Annotated in this window: 18 protein-coding genes and 1 tRNA gene; 7 read left to right on the forward strand and 12 right to left on the reverse strand. The window is 59.4% G+C overall.

Annotated features, from left to right (window positions below; translation table 11 throughout):
* Positions 1 to 99: 99 nt before the first annotated feature.
* The 7 genes from trpC to KYK83_RS09865 all read right to left on the reverse strand — a co-directional run bounded on the left by trpC (position 100) and on the right by KYK83_RS09865 (position 7,796).
* Positions 100 to 885, reverse strand: a complete 786-nt coding sequence (gene trpC / locus KYK83_RS09835; protein WP_222828088.1) for an indole-3-glycerol phosphate synthase TrpC — start codon at positions 883 to 885, stop codon at positions 100 to 102.
* 1 nt (position 886) lies between these two features.
* Entirely contained in the window at positions 887 to 1,879 is a 993-nt protein-coding gene (gene trpD, locus KYK83_RS09840) for an anthranilate phosphoribosyltransferase (RefSeq protein WP_222828089.1), read from the reverse strand.
* Positions 1,876 to 2,490 (reverse strand): anthranilate synthase component II, encoded by a 615-nt coding sequence (locus tag KYK83_RS09845; RefSeq protein WP_222828090.1) that lies wholly within the window; start codon positions 2,488 to 2,490, stop codon positions 1,876 to 1,878. The genes trpD and KYK83_RS09845 overlap by 4 nt, the downstream gene beginning before the upstream one ends.
* 75 nt (positions 2,491 to 2,565) lie before the next feature.
* On the reverse strand, positions 2,566 to 3,528 hold the full coding sequence (gene pip, locus KYK83_RS09850) for a prolyl aminopeptidase (RefSeq protein ID WP_222828091.1): 963 nt from the start codon (positions 3,526 to 3,528) through the stop codon (positions 2,566 to 2,568).
* Positions 3,525 to 4,358 carry a phosphodiester glycosidase family protein gene (locus KYK83_RS09855; protein ID WP_222828092.1) on the reverse strand — a complete coding sequence of 278 codons (834 nt, stop codon included), beginning with the start codon at positions 4,356 to 4,358 and terminating at the stop codon, positions 3,525 to 3,527. The genes pip and KYK83_RS09855 overlap by 4 nt, the downstream gene beginning before the upstream one ends.
* Complete coding sequence (trpE, locus tag KYK83_RS09860) at positions 4,355 to 5,854, reverse strand: anthranilate synthase component I (RefSeq protein WP_222828093.1); 1,500 nt, start codon at positions 5,852 to 5,854, stop codon at positions 4,355 to 4,357. Before trpE ends, KYK83_RS09855 begins: the two co-directional genes overlap by 4 nt.
* Positions 5,855 to 5,861: 7 nt before the next feature.
* On the reverse strand, positions 5,862 to 7,796 hold the full coding sequence (locus KYK83_RS09865) for a peptidylprolyl isomerase (RefSeq protein ID WP_222828094.1): 1,935 nt from the start codon (positions 7,794 to 7,796) through the stop codon (positions 5,862 to 5,864).
* Between the two features lie 196 nt (positions 7,797 to 7,992).
* Here KYK83_RS09865 and tpiA point away from each other — a divergent pair, with 196 nt between their 5' ends.
* The 3 genes from tpiA to pyrG all read left to right on the forward strand — a co-directional run bounded on the left by tpiA (position 7,993) and on the right by pyrG (position 10,946).
* On the forward strand, positions 7,993 to 8,754 hold the full coding sequence (gene tpiA / locus KYK83_RS09870) for a triose-phosphate isomerase (RefSeq protein ID WP_103023787.1): 762 nt from the start codon (positions 7,993 to 7,995) through the stop codon (positions 8,752 to 8,754).
* 78 nt (positions 8,755 to 8,832) lie between these two features.
* Positions 8,833 to 9,207 carry a preprotein translocase subunit SecG gene (gene secG / locus KYK83_RS09875; protein ID WP_103023788.1) on the forward strand — a complete coding sequence of 125 codons (375 nt, stop codon included), beginning with the start codon at positions 8,833 to 8,835 and terminating at the stop codon, positions 9,205 to 9,207.
* Between the two features lie 104 nt (positions 9,208 to 9,311).
* The gene (gene pyrG, locus KYK83_RS09880) at positions 9,312 to 10,946 is read left to right on the forward strand and encodes a CTP synthase (RefSeq protein ID WP_222828095.1); all 1,635 of its coding nucleotides are present in this window, start codon (positions 9,312 to 9,314) and stop codon (positions 10,944 to 10,946) included.
* Between the two features lie 320 nt (positions 10,947 to 11,266).
* On the opposite strand, the gene KYK83_RS09885 is transcribed toward pyrG, so the two are convergent.
* Positions 11,267 to 11,740, reverse strand: coding sequence for an Hsp20 family protein (locus KYK83_RS09885; RefSeq protein ID WP_103023841.1), 474 nt, complete (start codon positions 11,738 to 11,740; stop codon positions 11,267 to 11,269).
* Positions 11,741 to 11,906: 166 nt separating this feature from the next.
* Here KYK83_RS09885 and grxC point away from each other — a divergent pair, with 166 nt between their 5' ends.
* The 4 genes from grxC (at position 11,907) to KYK83_RS09905 (ending at position 13,574) form a co-directional block, all read left to right on the forward strand.
* Positions 11,907 to 12,170: a glutaredoxin 3 gene (gene grxC / locus KYK83_RS09890; RefSeq protein WP_222828096.1), complete on the forward strand. Its 264-nt coding sequence runs from the start codon at positions 11,907 to 11,909 to the stop codon at positions 12,168 to 12,170.
* The gene (locus KYK83_RS09895) at positions 12,171 to 12,989 is read left to right on the forward strand and encodes a carbon-nitrogen hydrolase family protein (RefSeq protein WP_222828097.1); all 819 of its coding nucleotides are present in this window, start codon (positions 12,171 to 12,173) and stop codon (positions 12,987 to 12,989) included. It abuts the gene before it with no gap.
* An 8-nt stretch (positions 12,990 to 12,997) separates the two neighbouring features.
* On the forward strand, positions 12,998 to 13,459 hold the full coding sequence (locus tag KYK83_RS09900) for a DUF1178 family protein (RefSeq protein ID WP_222828098.1): 462 nt from the start codon (positions 12,998 to 13,000) through the stop codon (positions 13,457 to 13,459).
* Positions 13,460 to 13,497: 38 nt separating this feature from the next.
* Positions 13,498 to 13,574 (forward strand) — tRNA-Arg (locus tag KYK83_RS09905).
* A gap of 81 nt (positions 13,575 to 13,655) precedes the next feature.
* Here the strand turns inward: KYK83_RS09905 and KYK83_RS17430 are convergent.
* From KYK83_RS17430 to KYK83_RS09925, 4 genes are all read right to left on the reverse strand, one after another.
* Complete coding sequence (locus tag KYK83_RS17430; RefSeq protein ID WP_222828099.1) at positions 13,656 to 14,213, reverse strand: EAL domain-containing protein; 558 nt, start codon at positions 14,211 to 14,213, stop codon at positions 13,656 to 13,658.
* 17 nt (positions 14,214 to 14,230) lie between these two features.
* Entirely contained in the window at positions 14,231 to 15,793 is a 1,563-nt protein-coding gene (locus KYK83_RS09915; protein WP_222828100.1) for a sensor domain-containing phosphodiesterase, read from the reverse strand.
* Positions 15,794 to 16,003: 210 nt separating this feature from the next.
* On the reverse strand, positions 16,004 to 17,182 hold the full coding sequence (locus KYK83_RS09920; protein ID WP_222828101.1) for an MFS transporter: 1,179 nt from the start codon (positions 17,180 to 17,182) through the stop codon (positions 16,004 to 16,006).
* A 75-nt stretch (positions 17,183 to 17,257) separates the two neighbouring features.
* Positions 17,258 to 18,136 carry a mechanosensitive ion channel family protein gene (locus KYK83_RS09925; RefSeq protein ID WP_346729453.1) on the reverse strand — a complete coding sequence of 293 codons (879 nt, stop codon included), beginning with the start codon at positions 18,134 to 18,136 and terminating at the stop codon, positions 17,258 to 17,260.
* Positions 18,137 to 18,193 lie beyond the last annotated feature (57 nt).

Here is an 18,193-nt window from a genome sequence, read left to right on the forward strand (position 1 = left end):
ATAAAAAGTCCCCCCGCACCGAGGCCGAAATCGCGCTTGAACGCAGGAGGTTTCGTTTGCAGCCGACACCCATAGCCGGTCAGCAGCGTGTAGGACAGATCAGTTGCCGAGCAGGGTACGAGTTGCCGCTTCGACATCGCGTTGGCGCATCAGGCTTTCGCCGACCAGGAAGCTGTTCACCCCGGCGTGTGACAAGCGCTGGCAGTCTTCGAACCGAGAAATGCCGCTTTCGCCGACCAGAAGCGAACCCTCAGGTGCCAGAGGCGCCAAGGCTTCGGTCGTGGCGAGATCGGTCGAGAAGGTCCGCAGGTCCCGGTTGTTCACGCCAATGAGGCGCGACTGAAGCAGTGCTGCACGTTCCATCTCTGCGCGATCATGGACTTCTACCAATACGTCCATGCCATATTCCACCGTGGCCCGTTCGATCTCCACCATCGCACCATCTTCGAGTGCGGCGACTATAATCAGGATCGCATCAGCGCCGAGTGCGCGCGCTTCGGCCACTTGCCAGGGATCGACCATGAAATCCTTGCGCAGGACGGGCAATTCACAAGCTGATCGCGCTTCGACCAGATAATCTTCGTGACCCTGAAAATACGGGGCGTCGGTGAGAACCGAAAGGCACGCAGCGCCCCCTGCAGCATAGGCGCGGGCATGGGCAGCGGGATGGAAATCTTCCCGGATCAAGCCCTTCGACGGTGAAGCCTTCTTGATTTCGGCGATGAGGCCGAAGCCGGACCGTTCCGCACGTTCGAGCGCTGAACGGAAACCACGCGGGGCGGTCTGTTCGCGAGCGGAAGCGTCGAGATCGGCCAGCGACCGCATACGCTTGCGTGCGGCCACTTCTTCCCGTTTGGTGGCGCAGATTTGTTCTAGCTTGTTCATATCAGGCGGCCATTGCGATCCAGCTTTCGAGCAAGGTCCTGGCTTTGCCGGAATCCAGTGCTTCGGCGGCGATTTCGGCGCCTTCCGTCCAGTCGTCCGTACGGTCGGCTACGATCAGAGTGGCCGCGGCGTTGAAAAGTACCGCGTCGCGATAAGGTCCGGGTGTGCCCGCAAGCAGGGCTTCCAGCGCGCGGGCATTGTGACGGGGATCGCCACCGCGAATAGCCTCGACCGGTGCGTGGGGCAGATTGGCATGTACCGCGAGCACTCGGCGCATCTCGAAATCGTTGCCCTGAACGTCTGCCAGTTCGTTGCCGCCGGCAAGGCTTAGTTCGTCCAGCCCTTCGTCGCCCGAGGCGATGAAAGTGCGGTCGGTGCCTAGCTTTGCCTTGGCTGCGGCATAGATGGGGACATAGGCCGGGCGCGCGATACCGATAAGCTGCCGCTTCACGCCGGCCGGATTCGAAAGCGGACCCATCAGATTGAAGATCGTACGAACGCCAAGCTTCTGGCGAATGGGCTGGATCCGTCCCATGGCCGGGTGGTGGTTCTTGGCAAAAAGGAAGCAGATTCCGAGTTCCGCCAACGTCTTCTCGGCACTTTTTCCTGCAGCTTCCATGTCGAGGCCGAGTACCTCGAGCGTATCGGCCGCGCCGGATTTGCTGCTGGCGGCCCGATTGCCGTGTTTGGCGACGGGCACGCCGCAAGCTGCGACGACGAGGCTGACAGCAGTCGAGACGTTGAGCGTGTGGTGTCCGTCACCCCCGGTTCCGCAGCAATCAACCGTGCCGTCGGGCGCGTCGACGGGAATGAGCCTTTGCCGCAGCGCGCGCGCAGCGCCGGCGATCTCGTCAGATGTCTCGCTCCTCGCGGACATATCGACCAGAAACCGTGCGATCGCATCGTCATCGGTTTCACCGTCGAGGATCCAGCCGAAAACCTCTTCTGCTTCCGCTTCCCCAAGATGTTGCTTTGCGTCGGGAAGCGTTTTCATGCCGGGACCCTGGCGGCAATGCCGCAGATTTCGAGGAAGTTGGCGAGCAGGGCGTGACCATGTTCGGTCGCGATGCTTTCCGGGTGGAACTGGACCCCGTGTATGGGCAGATCGCGGTGTCGGAACCCCATGACGCTGCTGCCGTCGAGGCCCGGTGTTTCGCTGGTGGCATTCACGTCCAGGCAGGCGGGAATGTCTTCGACTACGAGCGAATGATAGCGCGTTGCCCTGAACGGAGACGGCAGTCCGGCAAATACGCCAGTGGCATCGTGCGTGACGGGTGACGTCTTGCCGTGCATCAGCCCCCCGCGGACCACGCGTCCGCCGAAAAACTGGCCGATGGATTGATGGCCGAGGCATACACCGAGCAGCGGCTTTCCGGCGTCCGCACATGCTGCCACCAGATCAAGGCTGACGCCGGCTTCATTGGGCGTGCAGGGGCCCGGCGATATGAGATAACCTGCGTGACCTGCCAACAGAGCTTCATCGGCAGTGACGGCATCGTTACGCACGACTTCGACCTCAGCCCCCAGTTCCATCAGGTAATGGACTAGGTTGAAGGTAAAGCTGTCGTAATTGTCGATTACGAGGATTGATCGGCGGTCGGTCATTCGTGGCGTCAATGGAGGCGCGATGCGCGGCTTTCAAGCAAGGAAAGCTGCGGGATGCGAAACGTCGGCGTGACGTCAGGCTTTCTTGCCTGCCAGCTTGTCCGTCGCCTTAACCAAACCGTCGACGATCCCGGTTTCTCCTGCGCTGTGCCCCGCATCGTGAACAATCCAAAGGTCGGCTTCGGGCCAGGCCTTTTTCAACTCCCACGCGGAGACAGGCGGAGTGCAGATGTCGTGGCGGCCCTGGACGATGATACCGGGAATGCCGGCGAGCCTGTCGACGTTCTTCAGCAACTGCGCCTCTTCGAGGAAGAAATCCTCGAGGAAGAACTTGGCGCAGATGCGGGCAAAGGGAACGGCCTTGGAAGGATCGGCAAAACTGTCGAGCAGGGCGGGATCGGGAAGAAGTGTGGCGACGGTTCCTTCCCACAATGACCATTCCCTTGCCGCGGCAAGGCGCGTGTCTTCGTCATCGCTGGTCAGACGCTTGTGATAGGCCTTCACGAGGTCGCCGCGTTCGGCTTCTGGAATGAGGCCGGTGAAGTCGTCCCACTGTTCGGCCATTATTTCGCTGGCGCCGTAGGAATAGAGCCAGTCCTTTTCCTTTTGTCGGCCGAGGAACACGCCGCGCAATACGAGCTCGCTTACCCGCTCGGGATATTTCTGGGCGTAGGCGAGGGCAAGGGTGGAGCCCCAGCTACCGCCGAAAGCCTGCCATTTTTCATGCCCGCACATTTCGCGCAGACGTTCGATATCTTCGACTATGCGCCAGGTATCGTTGTTTTCGATTTCAGCGAAAGGAAGCGATTTGCCGCAGCCGCGCTGGTCGAACAGAAGCACGTCGTAAAGTTCGGGGTCCCATTGGCGGCGATGGGCAGGCGACATCCCGCCACCCGGACCGCCGTGAAGGAAGACGGCCGGTTTCGCCCCCTTGGTGCCGACACGTTCCCAATAGAGCGAATGGCCTTCGCCGACATCGAGCATCCCGGTTTGATAGGGTTCGATCTCGGGATAGAGGGCGCAGCGCGTATCGGTCATTCGGAAGCTTTCTTTCTAACCACGACGATGGGGCCGATCGGGGCCCCGGTATCGAGCCGTTCCGTGGCGGGGTTCCAGAGCTGGGAAACATTCCCATCCAGATACAGCGCGTTCTTCACGTGGAGCTCGTCTTTGTAGAAACGGGCGAGCTTGCCGAAGGAAATCGGCGCATTCGAGATCACGAAATGCGCGCGACCTTCATCGTCCACGCCCACGGCGTTGCGCACGAATTTAGACGGTCCGTCGCGCGTGATTTCCGGGTGAATCTTGCCATCGACAACCAGCATGGGGCCGGATTGCGTCCCGAATTGAGGACGCTCCGTCACATTTTCCAGAAACCAATCCGTGGCGCGCACGGCCCATTCGCCATCGGTGCCGTAGAAAACGCCGTTGGGGTTCATGTGGAAGTTGCCTTCGCCATCGGCGGTATTGAGCGGATGCAGCCGTTCCGAATCTTCCACGAAATACCCGATCGGTTCGCCGTCATCGTCGAACATGCCTGCATTCATGGCAAAGGCGACGGTCTGCGCATCGGTGGCCGCCGCGAAGTCGGTCAGGCTGCGATAGAACTTACCGTCACGCCCAAGTGCCATGCTGATGCTGTGACGCGCCGGGACGGCAAGGCAATGCGTGACCGGCGTATCTTCGAAAATGATCGAACGGCAGGCGCTTTCGACCTGGCTTGCGAGCGTTTCGGTCGGGGTCGGATCGGGCGTGGGATCCACCTGCGCTTGGCCATCGATGCGCGCGCGGGCGACGGGTTCGCCTTCGGGCTGCGCTTCGCAAGCAGTCAAAGCCAGGAGGGCGAGGGCGGCGATAGTAATTCTCATTGACCGAATCCGGGCTCCCTCGCGAGGCGTACGGCTTCCTTGGCCGCAGCGAGCAGGGCGCTCGCCTTCGCTTCGCATTCTTTCTGTTCATAGGCGGGATCGCTGTCGGCGACTATACCTGCGCCAGCCTGCACATGCATCATGCCATCCTGCACCACGGCTGTGCGCAGTACGATGCAGCTGTCCACCGAACCGTCAGGGGCGAAATAGCCGACGCCCCCAGCGTAGGGGCCGCGCGTCGCCGGCTCGAGTTCGGCGATGATCTCGCAGGCGCGCACCTTGGGCGCCCCGCTGACGGTGCCCGCAGGGAAGCCGGCGAACATCGCATCGATCGCATCTTTCGAGGGATCGAGCCGCCCGGTGACGTTGCTGACGATATGCATGACGTGGCTGTAGCGTTCGACAGTGAAGCTTTCCGTCACGGTAACAGTCCCGGATGCGGCGACGCGGCCGACATCGTTGCGTCCGAGATCGAGCAGCATCAGGTGTTCGGCGCGTTCCTTGGGATCGGCGAGCAGGTCCTGTTCGGCAAGCCGATCTGCCGCAGAATTGGCGCCGCGCGGCCGTGTGCCGGCAATCGGCCGAATGGTGACCTCGCCATCGCGCACGCGCACGAGGATTTCCGGACTTGAGCCGACAATGGCAAAGCCGGGCATGTCGAGAAAATAAAGAAAAGGCGATGGGTTCACGCGCCGCAACGCACGATAGAGGTCCATCGGCGGGAGTGTGAAAGGCGAAGTGAAGCGCTGAGAGAGGACGACCTGAAAAATGTCGCCAGCCGAAATGTAGTCCTGAGCCTTGAGAACCATCGCTTCGTAATCCGCGGCGGACATGGTCGGGGCCAGGGAAGGTTCGGGATGGTCCGTCACGGCGTTCGCGGATGGTGGTAATTGCTGAGCAAGTTTGCGCAGAACGTCGTCGATCCGTTCGCCAGCAAGCTCCATCGCCAATTCGTCCCAGACGGGTGCGACGCAGAACAGCGCGTCGCTCAGCCGGTCGAAAACAAGCAGGACAGTGGGCCGGACAAACAGCATGTCCGGCAGATCGAGTTCGCCATGTGGAGGGCGGGGCAGCTTCTCCACGAGCCCGATCGTTTCGTAGCCGAAATGGCCGACAAGGCAGGCAAGGGCTGGCGGCAATTCACTGGGCACATCGCAGCGGCAGGATTCCACCAATGCGCGAAGATTTTCTAGGGTGCCACCTTCACAAGCGTGAAAGGCATGGTGATCGTTCTGCCAGTCGCGATTGATCTCCGCCCGATCGCCGGTCGCCCTGAACACGAGATCCGGATCGAGACCCATGAGACTGTAACGGCCGCGCACGTCGCCGCCTTCCACCGACTCGAGCAGGAAATCGCCGCGGCCTTCGCAAAATAGCTTGAGCGCCGCCCCGACAGGCGTTTCGGTATCTGCGACCACCTGCCGCCAGACCAGCGCAGGCCTGCCGTCAGCCAGCGCTTCACGCGCCTGGTCGACGCCTTTGAGACTTGTGCTCAAATGCGCCTCAGTTGCCGATCAGCTGCTTGCGAACAGCATCGATAGCCGACGGATTGCGCGATACACCCAGCTCTTCACGCATGGCGAGGCGGAGCTGTTCGGCATATTCTTCGCCGATCAGGGGGCCCATCTGACGGGTCGCCTGTTCGATCAGCGGGTCGTCCTTGGCGATGTCGTCCATGGTAATGTCGTTGACCTTGACCACGAAGAACCCGGTGTTGCCGCCGGCATCGAGCTTTTTCGTGGTGCCCTCCGCCATGCTGAACAGGAGGGCGAGAGGCGGCGGTACGCGCTGCTCGCGCTGGCGAGCGAGATCCTCGCGCGTCATATCAACCGATTGAGCCGGGGGCACGCGGCGGTCTTCTGCAGCAAGGGCCGCCTGCATCGTGCTGCCTTTACGCACCCGGGCCATCACCCGATCGGCAGCGGCCTGTGCAGCCTTCATGCCCTCCGTTGCACGCCAGCGCGCTTCGACGAGCTGTTCGATTTCCTGGTAGGGGGCGACAGCGGCGCCGGTGATGTCGCCGACTTCATAAACGAGATAAGTCTGTCCGCCATCGACAGGTGCGATCTCGGGCTCTTCCACTTCCATCTGAAAAGCCGTGGCAAGTGCGGGGCGCAGGACGTCGGGCACGGACTGTTCCGGATTTTCGAACATGCGGCCGTCGGCGAGCGTCGGTCCGACGTTCGACAGCTGAAGATCCAGATCGTCGGCAACTTCGGCGAGCGTAGCACCGTCACGCAACTGCTCCTCAATCTCGGTAGCGAGATCGGCGAGGCCGCGAACGCGCTTTTCTTCGCGAAGCGTGTCGGAGATTTCTCCGCGAACATCGGCAAGGGTGCGGGCCGGGGTGGCCTCCACCGAATCGATGCGTGCGACGTGCCAGCCAAGTGAACTGCGGGCGGGCGTTGTCATCGCGCCATCTGCCGCGGCGAAATATGCTGCGGCAACGGCGGGAGAGGATTGCGCGGCCAAGGCACTGCGTGTGACGTCCACCACCGGCGACGCGCGCAGACCCGCTTCCCGTGCGACCTGTTCGAAGGAGGCGCCGCCAGCAACGCGGTCGCGAATCGACTTTGCCGCAGCTTCGGTGGGTACGATCAATTGCGTGAAGTTCCGCGTTTCGCTTGCGGCATATTGTTCGGCGTCGCGCTTGTAGCGGGCTGCGATCTCGGCTTCGGTCGGTTCGATCCGGTCGCCCAAGGCATCAGAATCGAACGTAGCGTAGCGGATCACGCGGCGCTCGGGGCGGACGAAAGCTTCCCGGTTGGCGTTGTAATAAGCACGTAGAACTTCAGGATCGGCGGCGCCCGACGGGGCGTACGTTGCAGCGGGCAGAAGGGCGATTGAACCCTGGCGGCGTTCTTTGAACAACTGTGCATAGCGGTAGGCCAGCTTGTTCGGCACCGACGCCCCGAAACTGGCCGGAATCAGCAATTGCTGCGAAAGCAGGCCGACACCGAGATCGCTGCGGACCTGAGCGTCGCTGATCCGTTGCATGGCCAGCGCCTGGCGATACGTCTGTTCGTCGAAATTGCCGTCCGCGCCGCGAAAGGCGGGGATCATGCGAATTTCGCTGTTCAGCAGATTCTCTCCGGCACGAAACCCATATTTTCTGGCGTATCCCTGGATCGCGTTACGATCGATCAGAGCTTCCAGAACCAGTTCCAGCTGACCGCTGCCGACGAATTCCGGCATGGAAAGCGTGGGATCTTCCTGCCGAAGACGGTCGAGGCCACTATTCGCAGCCACTACCAGGTCGGCAGTGCCGATCTTTTCATCGCCGACCACGGCGACGCGATCACCGCCTGCGATTCCACCGAATGTGCCGGTGCTGGAAACGTCTGCGCTGGCAAAGGCGAGGGCTATAAGTCCAAGAAATGCCAGAGAAATGGCAAGGCCGAGTTTGGTCTTGAAGAAGTTGCGGAAGAACTGGAACATGATCTGCGGGCGATCCCATCGGGTTGCTGCTGTCGTTCTGGCGGGGCCGGAACGGGTTGGGGCGCTTTATCCGCCCTGCGACCCATGAGCAACAGGCTGCAAAGGGTTTTGACGCGGGAAGAAACCTTGTCTAGCGGAGCGCAACTCTTGCCCCATATAGCGGGGCCCTCACTCAGACAATTTGCAGGACGTACCCATGGCCGAACGGCCCTACATCGTTGGAAACTGGAAAATGAACGGCACGCGCGCCATGCTTTCGGAAGCGCGCGCCATCGATCGTGCGGCCCAGCGCTACATGAAGGTCGAGGTTGCCGTGGCGCCACCTTACACTCTGATTCACGCGGTTCATAAGGAAGCCGAACAGATCGGGATCGGTGCACAGGATTGCCATTCCGGCGCCGAAGGCGCGCACACGGGTGATATCAATGCATCGATGGTGGCCGACGCCGGCGCGAAGTTCGTCATACTGGGACACAGCGAACGGCGCCAGGACCATGCCGAAACCAACGAATTGATCAACGCGAAGATCGAATCGGCGCTCGAAGCCGGCCTTCGCGTGATACTGTGCTGTGGCGAATCGCTGGAAACCCGCGATGCGGGAGAGGCGGAAAGCTTCGTTCTGGGTCAGCTACGCGCAGCGTTGCCGATTTTTCAGGATCCGGCAGACCGGCTCACGATCGCGTATGAGCCGATCTGGGCCATCGGCACGGGCCGTACCGCGACGGCCGAAGACATTGCCGCCATGCACCGCGCTATACGCGCTCTACTGGATGAGACCTTTGGCGAAGATGTTTCTGCCAAGGTTCGCATTCTTTATGGCGGTTCGGTGAAGCCGGATAACGCGCGCGAGATTCTTGCGGTGCCGGAAGTGGGTGGCGCGCTTGTCGGCGGTGCCAGCCTTTCGGCCGAAAACTTCCTCGGCATCGTTGTGGGCGCCTCGGAAGCCGAAGAGGTATAAGCAGGCCCGCCTTGCCGTTTTCCGCTCGCGCGCCTAAATGCGCGTGAGCCCAGCCAATCACATTCCAAGAGTACTCGCATGTTCCTCTTCCTTACCGTCGTTCAGGCGATCGTCGCAGCCGCGCTAGTCGGCGTCATCCTGATGCAACGTTCGGAAGGCGGCGGCCTCGGAGTGGGCGGCAGCCCGTCCGGCATGCTGAGTGCCCGCGGTGCCGCGGACTTTCTGACCCGGTCCACCAAGTGGCTTGCCATTCTTTTTGTGGTCCTGTCGATCGGTCTTGCTGCAGTTGCGGTCGAGACGACTGGCGGCGATGCAATCGAATCGACACTTGATCGTACGGTCGCTCCGGCCGCGCCCGCAGACCCGCTCGGCCCGGCAACCACTAACCAGCCTGCCGCCACCGGACAGGAAGCGCCCGCGAATCCCGATCCGCTAGCAACCCCAGCCGAATAATCTTCAGAACATCGCAGGCTTGTGGATTGCGCCGCATGCTCGGCGCGATTTGCAGCTGTTTGCGCTTGCCCCGACTCAAACACTAAGCTTAAGGCCCGACTCCCATGGCGCGGTATATATTTATCACCGGCGGCGTGGTCTCCTCGCTCGGCAAAGGTCTCATGGCAGCATCGCTTGCTGCTCTCCTCCAGGCGCGTGGCTACAAGGTCCGTATTCGAAAGTTCGACCCCTATCTCAATGTCGATCCAGGGACGATGTCCCCGTATCAGCATGGCGAAGTCTATGTGACGGACGATGGGGCGGAAACGGACCTGGATCTGGGCCATTACGAACGCTTTACCGGGGTGTCGGCGCATCAGGGCGACAACATTACATCCGGTCGTATCTATCAGGACATCATCGCCAAAGAGCGGCGGGGGGATTATCTCGGCGCGACGGTGCAGGTGGTTCCGCACGTCACGGACGAGATCAAGGCCTTCGCGCTTGCCGGTCAGGACGATCACGATTTCATCCTGTGTGAGATCGGCGGCACGGTTGGCGATATCGAAGGGCTGCCGTTCATGGAAGCAATCCGCCAGCTTCGAAATGAGCTGGAGCCATGGCAGACGCTGAGCGTGCATGTCACCCTCGTGCCCTATATTGCTGCGGCGGGTGAGTTGAAGACGAAGCCGACCCAGCATTCAGTACGCGAACTGGCGAGCCTCGGAATCAAGCCCGATGTCCTGCTTTGCCGGGCGGAACACCCAATCCCCGACAGCGAACGGCGCAAGATCGCGCAGTTCTGTAACGTGCGACAGGAGGCCGTGATTCCGGCACTGGACGCACCCTCGATCTATTCCGTGCCGTTGCAATATCACGGTGAAGGGCTGGACGCCGAAGTGCTACGCGCCTTTGGCATTACCGATGCGCCAGACCCCGATCTGTCGCGCTGGTACGATGTAGTGGACCGCCATTCCAATCCGGAAGGCGAAGTCACGATCGGCGTGGTCGGAAAGTATGTCGGCCTGCAGGACGCGTACAAGTCGCTCAATGAAGCGTTGGTTCACGGCGGTATGGCGCACCGGGTGAAGGTCAACACAAAGTGGATCGATGCGGAAATATTTGAAGGCGACGACGCCGATATTGCCGCGAAGCTGGAGCCAATGCACGCTATCCTGGTGCCCGGTGGCTTTGGCGAGCGTGGTAGCGAAGGCAAGATCGCCGCGGTCCGTTTCGCACGCGAACGCAAGGTGCCGTTTCTCGGCATTTGTCTGGGTATGCAAATGGCCTGCATCGAAGCGGCACGTTCCGCAGGCTATGCCAGCGCCAGCTCGACCGAGTTCGGCGAAACGGCCGAGCCGGTCGTCGGCATCATTACCGAATGGATGACGGAAGAAGGCCTGCAAACGCGTGAGGCAGGCGGCGATCTGGGCGGAACGATGCGCTTGGGCGCGTATGATGCCAAGCTTTCCGCGAACAGCCACGTGTCGCAAATTTACGGTGGCAATACGATGATTTCCGAACGCCATCGTCATCGGTACGAGGTCAACAGCGCCTATATCGATTCCCTGGAAAGTCAGGGTCTCGTGTTCTCGGGAATGTCGCCGGACGGGTTGCTTCCCGAAATCGTAGAACGGCCGGATCACCCATGGTTCATAGGGGTACAGTTCCATCCGGAACTGAAGTCCAAGCCGTTCGATCCGCACCCGCTGTTCGCCGGTTTTGTTGGCGCTGCGCTCGAACAGGCCAGGCTGGTCTGACGGGGTAAAAAGCAGCCGATACGGCAACTCACTGAAATCGCAGATCAATGATTTTCGGTCGCTTGTAACGAGGCGACAAAATCATCGCGCCCAGCCGTCGACGCTTTATCTTTTGATACATCTGGTGCAAAATCCTGTCAGATCCGCATCAGAGGACAGAGGGTAGAGAGATGCGCTTCGCCAACATGCGGTGGGGCTTGCCCCGATGACGGTCGTCTTCTGCGACCCGGACGGCCGATTTCGGGGCTGGGCGGCGTAAAGCGTCGCGGGGGCGGAACTTTTGTTCCGCCCCCTACATTTTCACCAGATTGACCAGATGATCAGGCGGCCTTGGTGCCGTCTTCCTTGTCAGTCTTGACCACTTCGAGCGGTTGCTGTCCGCCGATAGCGATCTTCTTCGGCTTCATCGCATCGGGGACTTCGCGAACGAGGTCGATGACAAGCAGCCCATCAGCAAGGTCCGCATTGTCCACCCGCACGTAATCCGCCAGTTCGAACCGGCGTTCGAATCCGCGGTTGGCAATGCCGATATGCAGCATTTCGCCTTCGTTGAATTCGTCACGCTTCTTGCCGGTTACGACCAGCAGATTTTGCTGCGCGACGATGTCGAGATCACCCGAGCGGAATCCTGCAACTGCCAGCGTGATGCGATAATCGTCATCGCCGCGGCGCTCGATATTGAAGGGGGGGTAGTTATCTCCGCCGGCGTTGCGCGCCTGTCGTTCCATCAGGTCGAATACACGATCGAAACCTACGGTGGAGCGGCGGAAAGGTGTAAGGTCCATACGGTTCATCGAAACAAATCCTCTTGTGAGCGATTTTAACCAGACGAGGCCCGCATTCGGCACCCCGTCGTCGCCATGCGAGGCATGGCAACGATTCCGAAATAGGTTCACGGATCGGGCTTTCAAGTAGACCAGGCGCACGCTATTTCGGGCGTTGGAAAGATAGAGGAATTTCATGAGTCAGCCGCAAGTCGATATCTACACCAAGTTTGGTTGCGGATTCTGTTTTCGCGCCAAGCGCCTGCTCGATGAAAAAGGGGTCGAGTATAACGAATTCGACATCACCATGGGCGGGTCAAAGCGTGACGAAATGCTGGCTCGGGCGCCGCAGGCCACGACCGTGCCGCAGATATTTATCGGAGATACCCATGTGGGTGGATCGGACGACCTCTCGGCGCTCGAGCGGGATGGAAAACTCGACGCTATGCTGACGGGTTGAATGCCCCGCATTGCCATCTTGCAGATGACTTCGGGTATCGATCCCGAAGAAAACGCCACAGCCATTGAAGACGCCATTGTTTCTGCGGCGGACAATGGCGCTGCCATGATATTCACGCCGGAAATGTCGGGCCTGCTCGATCGCGATCGAAAACGGGCTGCGAAGTCGATAGTCTTGGAAAGCGACACGCCTGCGCTTGCCAGGGCACGGGATGCTGCACATCGGGCGGGCATTTGGGTTTCGCTCGGATCGCTTGCCGTAAAGTCTCCAAATGACAGATGGGCAAATCGCGCTTTCGTGATTGATCCAAACGGAAACATCGCGGGCCGCTACGACAAGATACATATGTTCGACGTCGATCTCGACAGTGGGGAAAGCTGGCGAGAATCGAACGCTTACGAGCCAGGGCAAGAGGTGGTCACGGTCCCCGGAACTCCGGTTGGGCGACTGGGCCTGTCGGTTTGCTACGATATTCGTTTTCCAGCACTGTACGAGCAGTTGGGTAGGGCGCAGTGCGATTGCATCTCCATTCCTGCAGCCTTCACCGTACCGACTGGTAGGGCTCATTGGAATGTTCTCCAAAGGGCCCGGGCGATTGAAGCGAGCGCTTTCGTCGTTGCCGCGGCGCAGGTGGGTGAACACGCCGACGGGCGTCGGACCTATGGCCATAGCATGGTTGTGGACCCCTGGGGCGACGTCTTGCTTGAAATGGAGGGCGACGACGCGGCGCTTGCTTACTGCGATATCGATCTTGCCAGAATTGCTGAAGTTCGCGCGCAGGTGCCAAGCCTTGCCAATAGACGAGAAATAGCGAAATAGGCCGCCACATGATAGTGTTCGATCTCTCCTGTAGCGAAGGCCATCGGTTTGAGGGCTGGTTCGGCTCGTCGGATGATTATGCTGACCAGAAAGCAGGCGGCTTGCTCGTCTGCCCGCAGTGCGGCAGCGAGGAAATCGGCAAGGCGCCAATGGCCCCGTCAGTGCCAGCCAAGAGCAATACCCGATCGCATGCGCCCGCCGAAACCACTCAGGTAGTCAAAGGCGAAATGCCAGCCGAGGTGAAAAAAGCGTTGGAAAAGCTGGCGAAAGCTCAGGCGAAAGCGCTGGAGAGCAGCACATGGGTTGGCGACAAATTCGCCGAGAAGGCTCGCGAAATGCATTACGGCGAAGCCGATGAGGCCCCGATTCACGGTCGCGCCACCAGAGACGAGGCGGAGGACATGATGGCCGAAGGAATCTCTGTCGCACCTCTTCTCGTACCGGTAGCACCACCAGAAGAACTCAACTGATTGCCTCGGCGGTTCGAGCCGCTATACGAGGCACCGGCGCGCCCGTAGCTCAGTAGGATAGAGCATCAGATTCCTAATCTGGGGGCCACAGGTTCGAATCCTGTCGGGCGCACCATTTTTCGAAAACTGGCAGTATTCTTGGATTTTTCGATTCAGGCGCAAACCGGTGAACCGGCAATTCAATCTCGAACTAAAACTACGCGTTCGAAGCTCTTTTTGCTGGGAGCCACTTACGATCAAGCCAGCAATCATCGCTCGCCGTAACGGGTTTACCGAATAGATAACCCTGTCCTTCCCGGCAACCGAGAGCCAGCAGGCGAATTCTTTGCTCGTCGGTTTCGATCCCTTCGGCAGTTACCTCCAAGTTGAGGCTCCGCCCGAGAGAAATCACGGCAGATACAATCGCTGCGCCTTGAGGCCTGTTGCAAAGATCCTGAACGAAGGAACGGTCGATTTTCAGCCTTGTAACAGGGAGACGTGCCAGTGTGGAAAGCGATGCAAAGCCGGTCCCGAAGTCATCAAAAGCTATGTTGATTCCGCAATCCCGTAGCTCACTTAACGCTGTCAAAATTTGATCGTCCGAGCGCAGCGCGATCGTTTCCGTGATTTCTATTTCGATGTCCGCTGGCGAGAGAGCGTGTTTCTCCAATGCCTGACCAATAGTCTTTCCCAAATTGCCGTTAGTGAATTGGGCCGCGAACAGGTTCAATGCCATGCGTTGCACATCCAGGCCCAGCATTCGCCAGACCGCCATTTGTCGGCACGCTTCATCTATGACCCACTCGCCGCCTCATGAGCGACGAGATGCGTTTCGAGGGTGTTCAAAAAGTCCGCTGGGAAAAGCAGCCCGCGTTCCGGGTGCTTCCAACGCAACAGCGCTTCCACACCGATAAGCTCCTGATCGGACAGCCGGACCTGAGGCTGATACGTGAGTTCCCATTCCCCGCGCTCGGTCGCTAGGCGCAGCTCGTCTTTGAACGCTCGCCGCGCGGTCAATTGGTTGGCAATCGGAGGGTCGAAGACGCGGATGTTGTCCTGGCCGGTCTTCTTCGCTTCGAGAGGGGCAAGATCGGCCCTCAGCAATAGTTCTTCGGCATCTTCGGCATGAAGCGGCGCGAGGCCAATTCCAATGCTCAGTCCGATTTGCATGCGGTGCCCGGACAGCACGAAGGGCTCTTTAAAGGCGTCATTCAGTCGCTGAGCTGTTGCCGTCGCACTGCTTTGTGCTCCATTCCCCGGAAGCAGTATTGCGAATTCGTCTCCCCCCAGACGTGCAACTATTGCGCTAGGTTCGAGTAGGCCAACGAGGCGGACGGCGACGCCTTGGAGCAAAGTGTCGCCAACCGCATGACCGAACGTGTCATTGACCTCCTTGAAGCGATCAAGATCGATGGCGAATACCGTAGCGTGCCCGCGAGCGATCACCGCTTCCAGCTTTTTGGAGAAGCCATTGCGATTGGCTAGACCGGTAAGCGCATCGTGATGGGCAAGGTGTTCCAGCCGAAGTTCGCGCTCCCGACGGTCGGTGATGTCGTGGATTTGCGCGCCGATTTCGATACCATCGGGACCAAGCCAGCTCGCAAGTCTCATTTCGACAGGAAACTCACTTCCGTTCTTGCGAACAGCGACGAGCTCAATCGTTTTGCCCGACAAATTGGACACACCGGTCGTGGAAACACGCTTCATTCCCGCGACATGATGGTCACGGAACCTTGCTGGGATGATGATTTCGATGGGTTTACCGATAGCTTCCGATGCCGAATATCCGAAGATATCCTCTGCGGCGGGGTTCCAGTAAGTGATTTTCCCAGCTGCGTTCGACGTTATCAACGCCAGCCCCATAACTTTCGCAAAACTGCTGATCGCACGATCTGGCAGACTGGTGCGGCTTTCCTCCACCAAGGCAGTGGCTAGGGCGGCAAGATCTTTAAGCTTCTCACATGTGTTGGCATCAAAGCTTTCGCGCGGGCGGGTGTCGCCGATGCATAACACACCCAGGGGGTGACCACTCGAATTGAGGAGCGGAACCCCGGCAAAAAAACGTAGTTCCTCCTCGCCGTCAAAGGCTGGAGCGCCGGGGACGTGTTGATCGAAGCGGGCGTCCAGGACTATTAACGGCTCGAGCGTACCGAGTACATGCGCGCACAAAGCGCGCGCCCTCTCAACGTTGTACATGTCGAGGCCATGGCCAGACTTGAACCCATGCTCATCTTCTAAAACAAGCGAAAGAATACTTATGGGAACGTCAAACACGTTCGAAGCGAATTTGGTGATCGCGTCATAGGCGGGTTCCGATCCCGCCCCGAACTTTTCTTTGGAAGCGGGCGCTGCCAAACGCCTCTCTTCTATCGATTCTGCGACCACTGACGTTCCTAGTTTAAATGAGATCGTCGGAGCTTAACCTGCAGCATGTTAAGAGCGCGCTACTGCAGAACCGCACCATTATACTTAAAAGTATGGTCAGGTCAGAACGTGGGTGCTCATTGAGTGGGACGGGTCCGGGTGTACGTGATGGGATGCGAGATCAAGAGGCACCGTGGCCATTTATCGGCCGAACCGTCTGGCTGCGGTCGCGAGAGAAGCTAGTGCAAGCGAGCACAGAGCAAGTAGGCCACAGGTTCCTGCCCATCCGAACGCGTCGTAAACGGCCGTGCCAGCATAGCTGCCGATGCCGCCACCGATGAACATCATGACAACGTAAACCGTGGTCAACCGCGTTCGCACACCCGGATCGAGTGCGAGGAAAGTCATTCGACCGGTTACATCGACACCCGGGCCCACGAAATTCGTGATCATGAGCGGGATTATGAGGGTCCAGAGCGAGCCGCCGAGGGGCCAGAGGAGCAAGATGCCTGCGAGTTGACAGAACGCGAAGATCGCCCGCGCCTTGCGGGCGCCGACTTCGTCGGCCCATCGCCCAAGCCGGGGCGTGGAAAAAATGGAGATCGCAGCAAGGCCCGCAAGATACCCGACCGTGTCCGTCCCATACCCCATTTCGGGAGAGGTCAAATAAAGTGCAAGGCCGAGCCATACGGCAATGAACTGACCGAAGTTCAGCGCCTGGATCGCGCCCGAAAACAGTATCTCCCGATGCTTGCCTATCAATGGGAATACTGAGACTAAGAGATTCAGATAGGACTGCCGGTCTCGTGCAGATCGCTCCCCACCTTCCATTAGTCGCGGCAAGGCGAGTGTGACAGCCAACATCAGTGCCGCTGCGATCCAATAGATCATTCGCCATCCGAAATGCTCGGCAACCACACCAGCACCCACCCGTGCAACGAGGATCCCGAGAATAACGCCCGCAGCCAATTTCGCCGTCACCTGACCCAGTCGTTCCGGCGCAACACGCTTCGAAGCGTAGGCCGGCAAAAGATAGGGCGCTATGGTGAAAAAGCCGAGCATCGTGGACCCGATGACGAATAGCGTGAAACCTCGAGCGATGGCCATCAGCGCGATCGAAGCGGTCTGACCAGCAGCAAAGGTAATCGTCAGCCTGCGGTTCGAAATACGATCGCCAAGCGGAAGGAGCAGAAAAATGCCTACGGCCAGAGCGATCTGGTTGAGTGCCGGGACTAAACCGATTCGGGAATGACTGACCCCGAAATAATCGGCCACTTCGGCGATTATCGGATGGATGTAGTAGGCGTTAGCAGTGACCACTGCCGCAGCAATTGCCAGTGAAGTTTCCTGAGCGCCGGTCAGTCGCGTAGGCTGGCTCACGCCCAACGTCTTGGTGCATGGGTCACCGATATTACCCTGAATCTGACCGCGAAAGCCGGTCCTGTGTTCGGACCTTTATGGTGTCTTTTGCGTCGTGTCACCCAACTGACTAACGGGCACCGTTTCTTTGAAAGTATGCGTCACATAGGGGAAAGGAATTTCGATCCCGGCGTCATCCAGCGCGGCCTTGATCGCACGGATAACCTTGTCCTTGCTTTCCCAACCCGCACGCGGCGTCGACCCGGCCCACCATCGGATGAGAAAGTCGACGGAACTGGAATTGAATTCCTGCGCAAAGATATCAACGCCCTTGCTGGCGAGTACGTCATCGACATCTTCGACCGCCCGGCGGATGATAGCGGCAGCATGATCGAGCTGCGTGTCGTATGACACGCCGACTACAACCTGATGCCGGCGCTGATCGACATCGGTAAAGATTTCAACCGGGTTCTTGAAAAGGATGGAGTTCGGCACGACTGTGAGTTCGCCGGACAGTTTGCGCACATGCGTTTCGCGTAATGTGATGTGTTCGACCTTGCCGGTGATATCTTCGCATTCGATCACGTCGCCGATGCGCATTTTTTCCCGCAGCATGATGAGCACGCCTGCCAGGAAATTCTCGAAGATGTCTTGGAAGGCAAAACCAATCGCCACGGCTCCGATACCGAGCCCGGCAAGCAGGCTGGCCGGCGTGAGATCGGGGATGACCACCACCGCCGCGATGAAGATGCCGAGGGTCCAGATCCCGAGCCTGACGAGCGTATCGATAAGGTTCTTCAGGCTGCTGCGTATCTCGGTGCGCCCAACGACGGCGTCGGAAATGCGCACGGCAAATCGCGCAACGATCCACGTCATAAGGATGATGAAGAATGCAATCGCAAGGCTGGGCAGCGCCTCTACAAAGCCTTTGCCCATGGTTTGCAACTGCGTGCGCAGCGTTGCGATATAATTCACGTCGCAGAAAACTCCCTTTGCGAGGCAACGGGAGGGTTGCACAAAGGGTTCCGAATT

This window comes from Qipengyuania pacifica (genome assembly GCF_019857205.1).
GTDB lineage: Bacteria > Pseudomonadota > Alphaproteobacteria > Sphingomonadales > Sphingomonadaceae > Qipengyuania > Qipengyuania pacifica.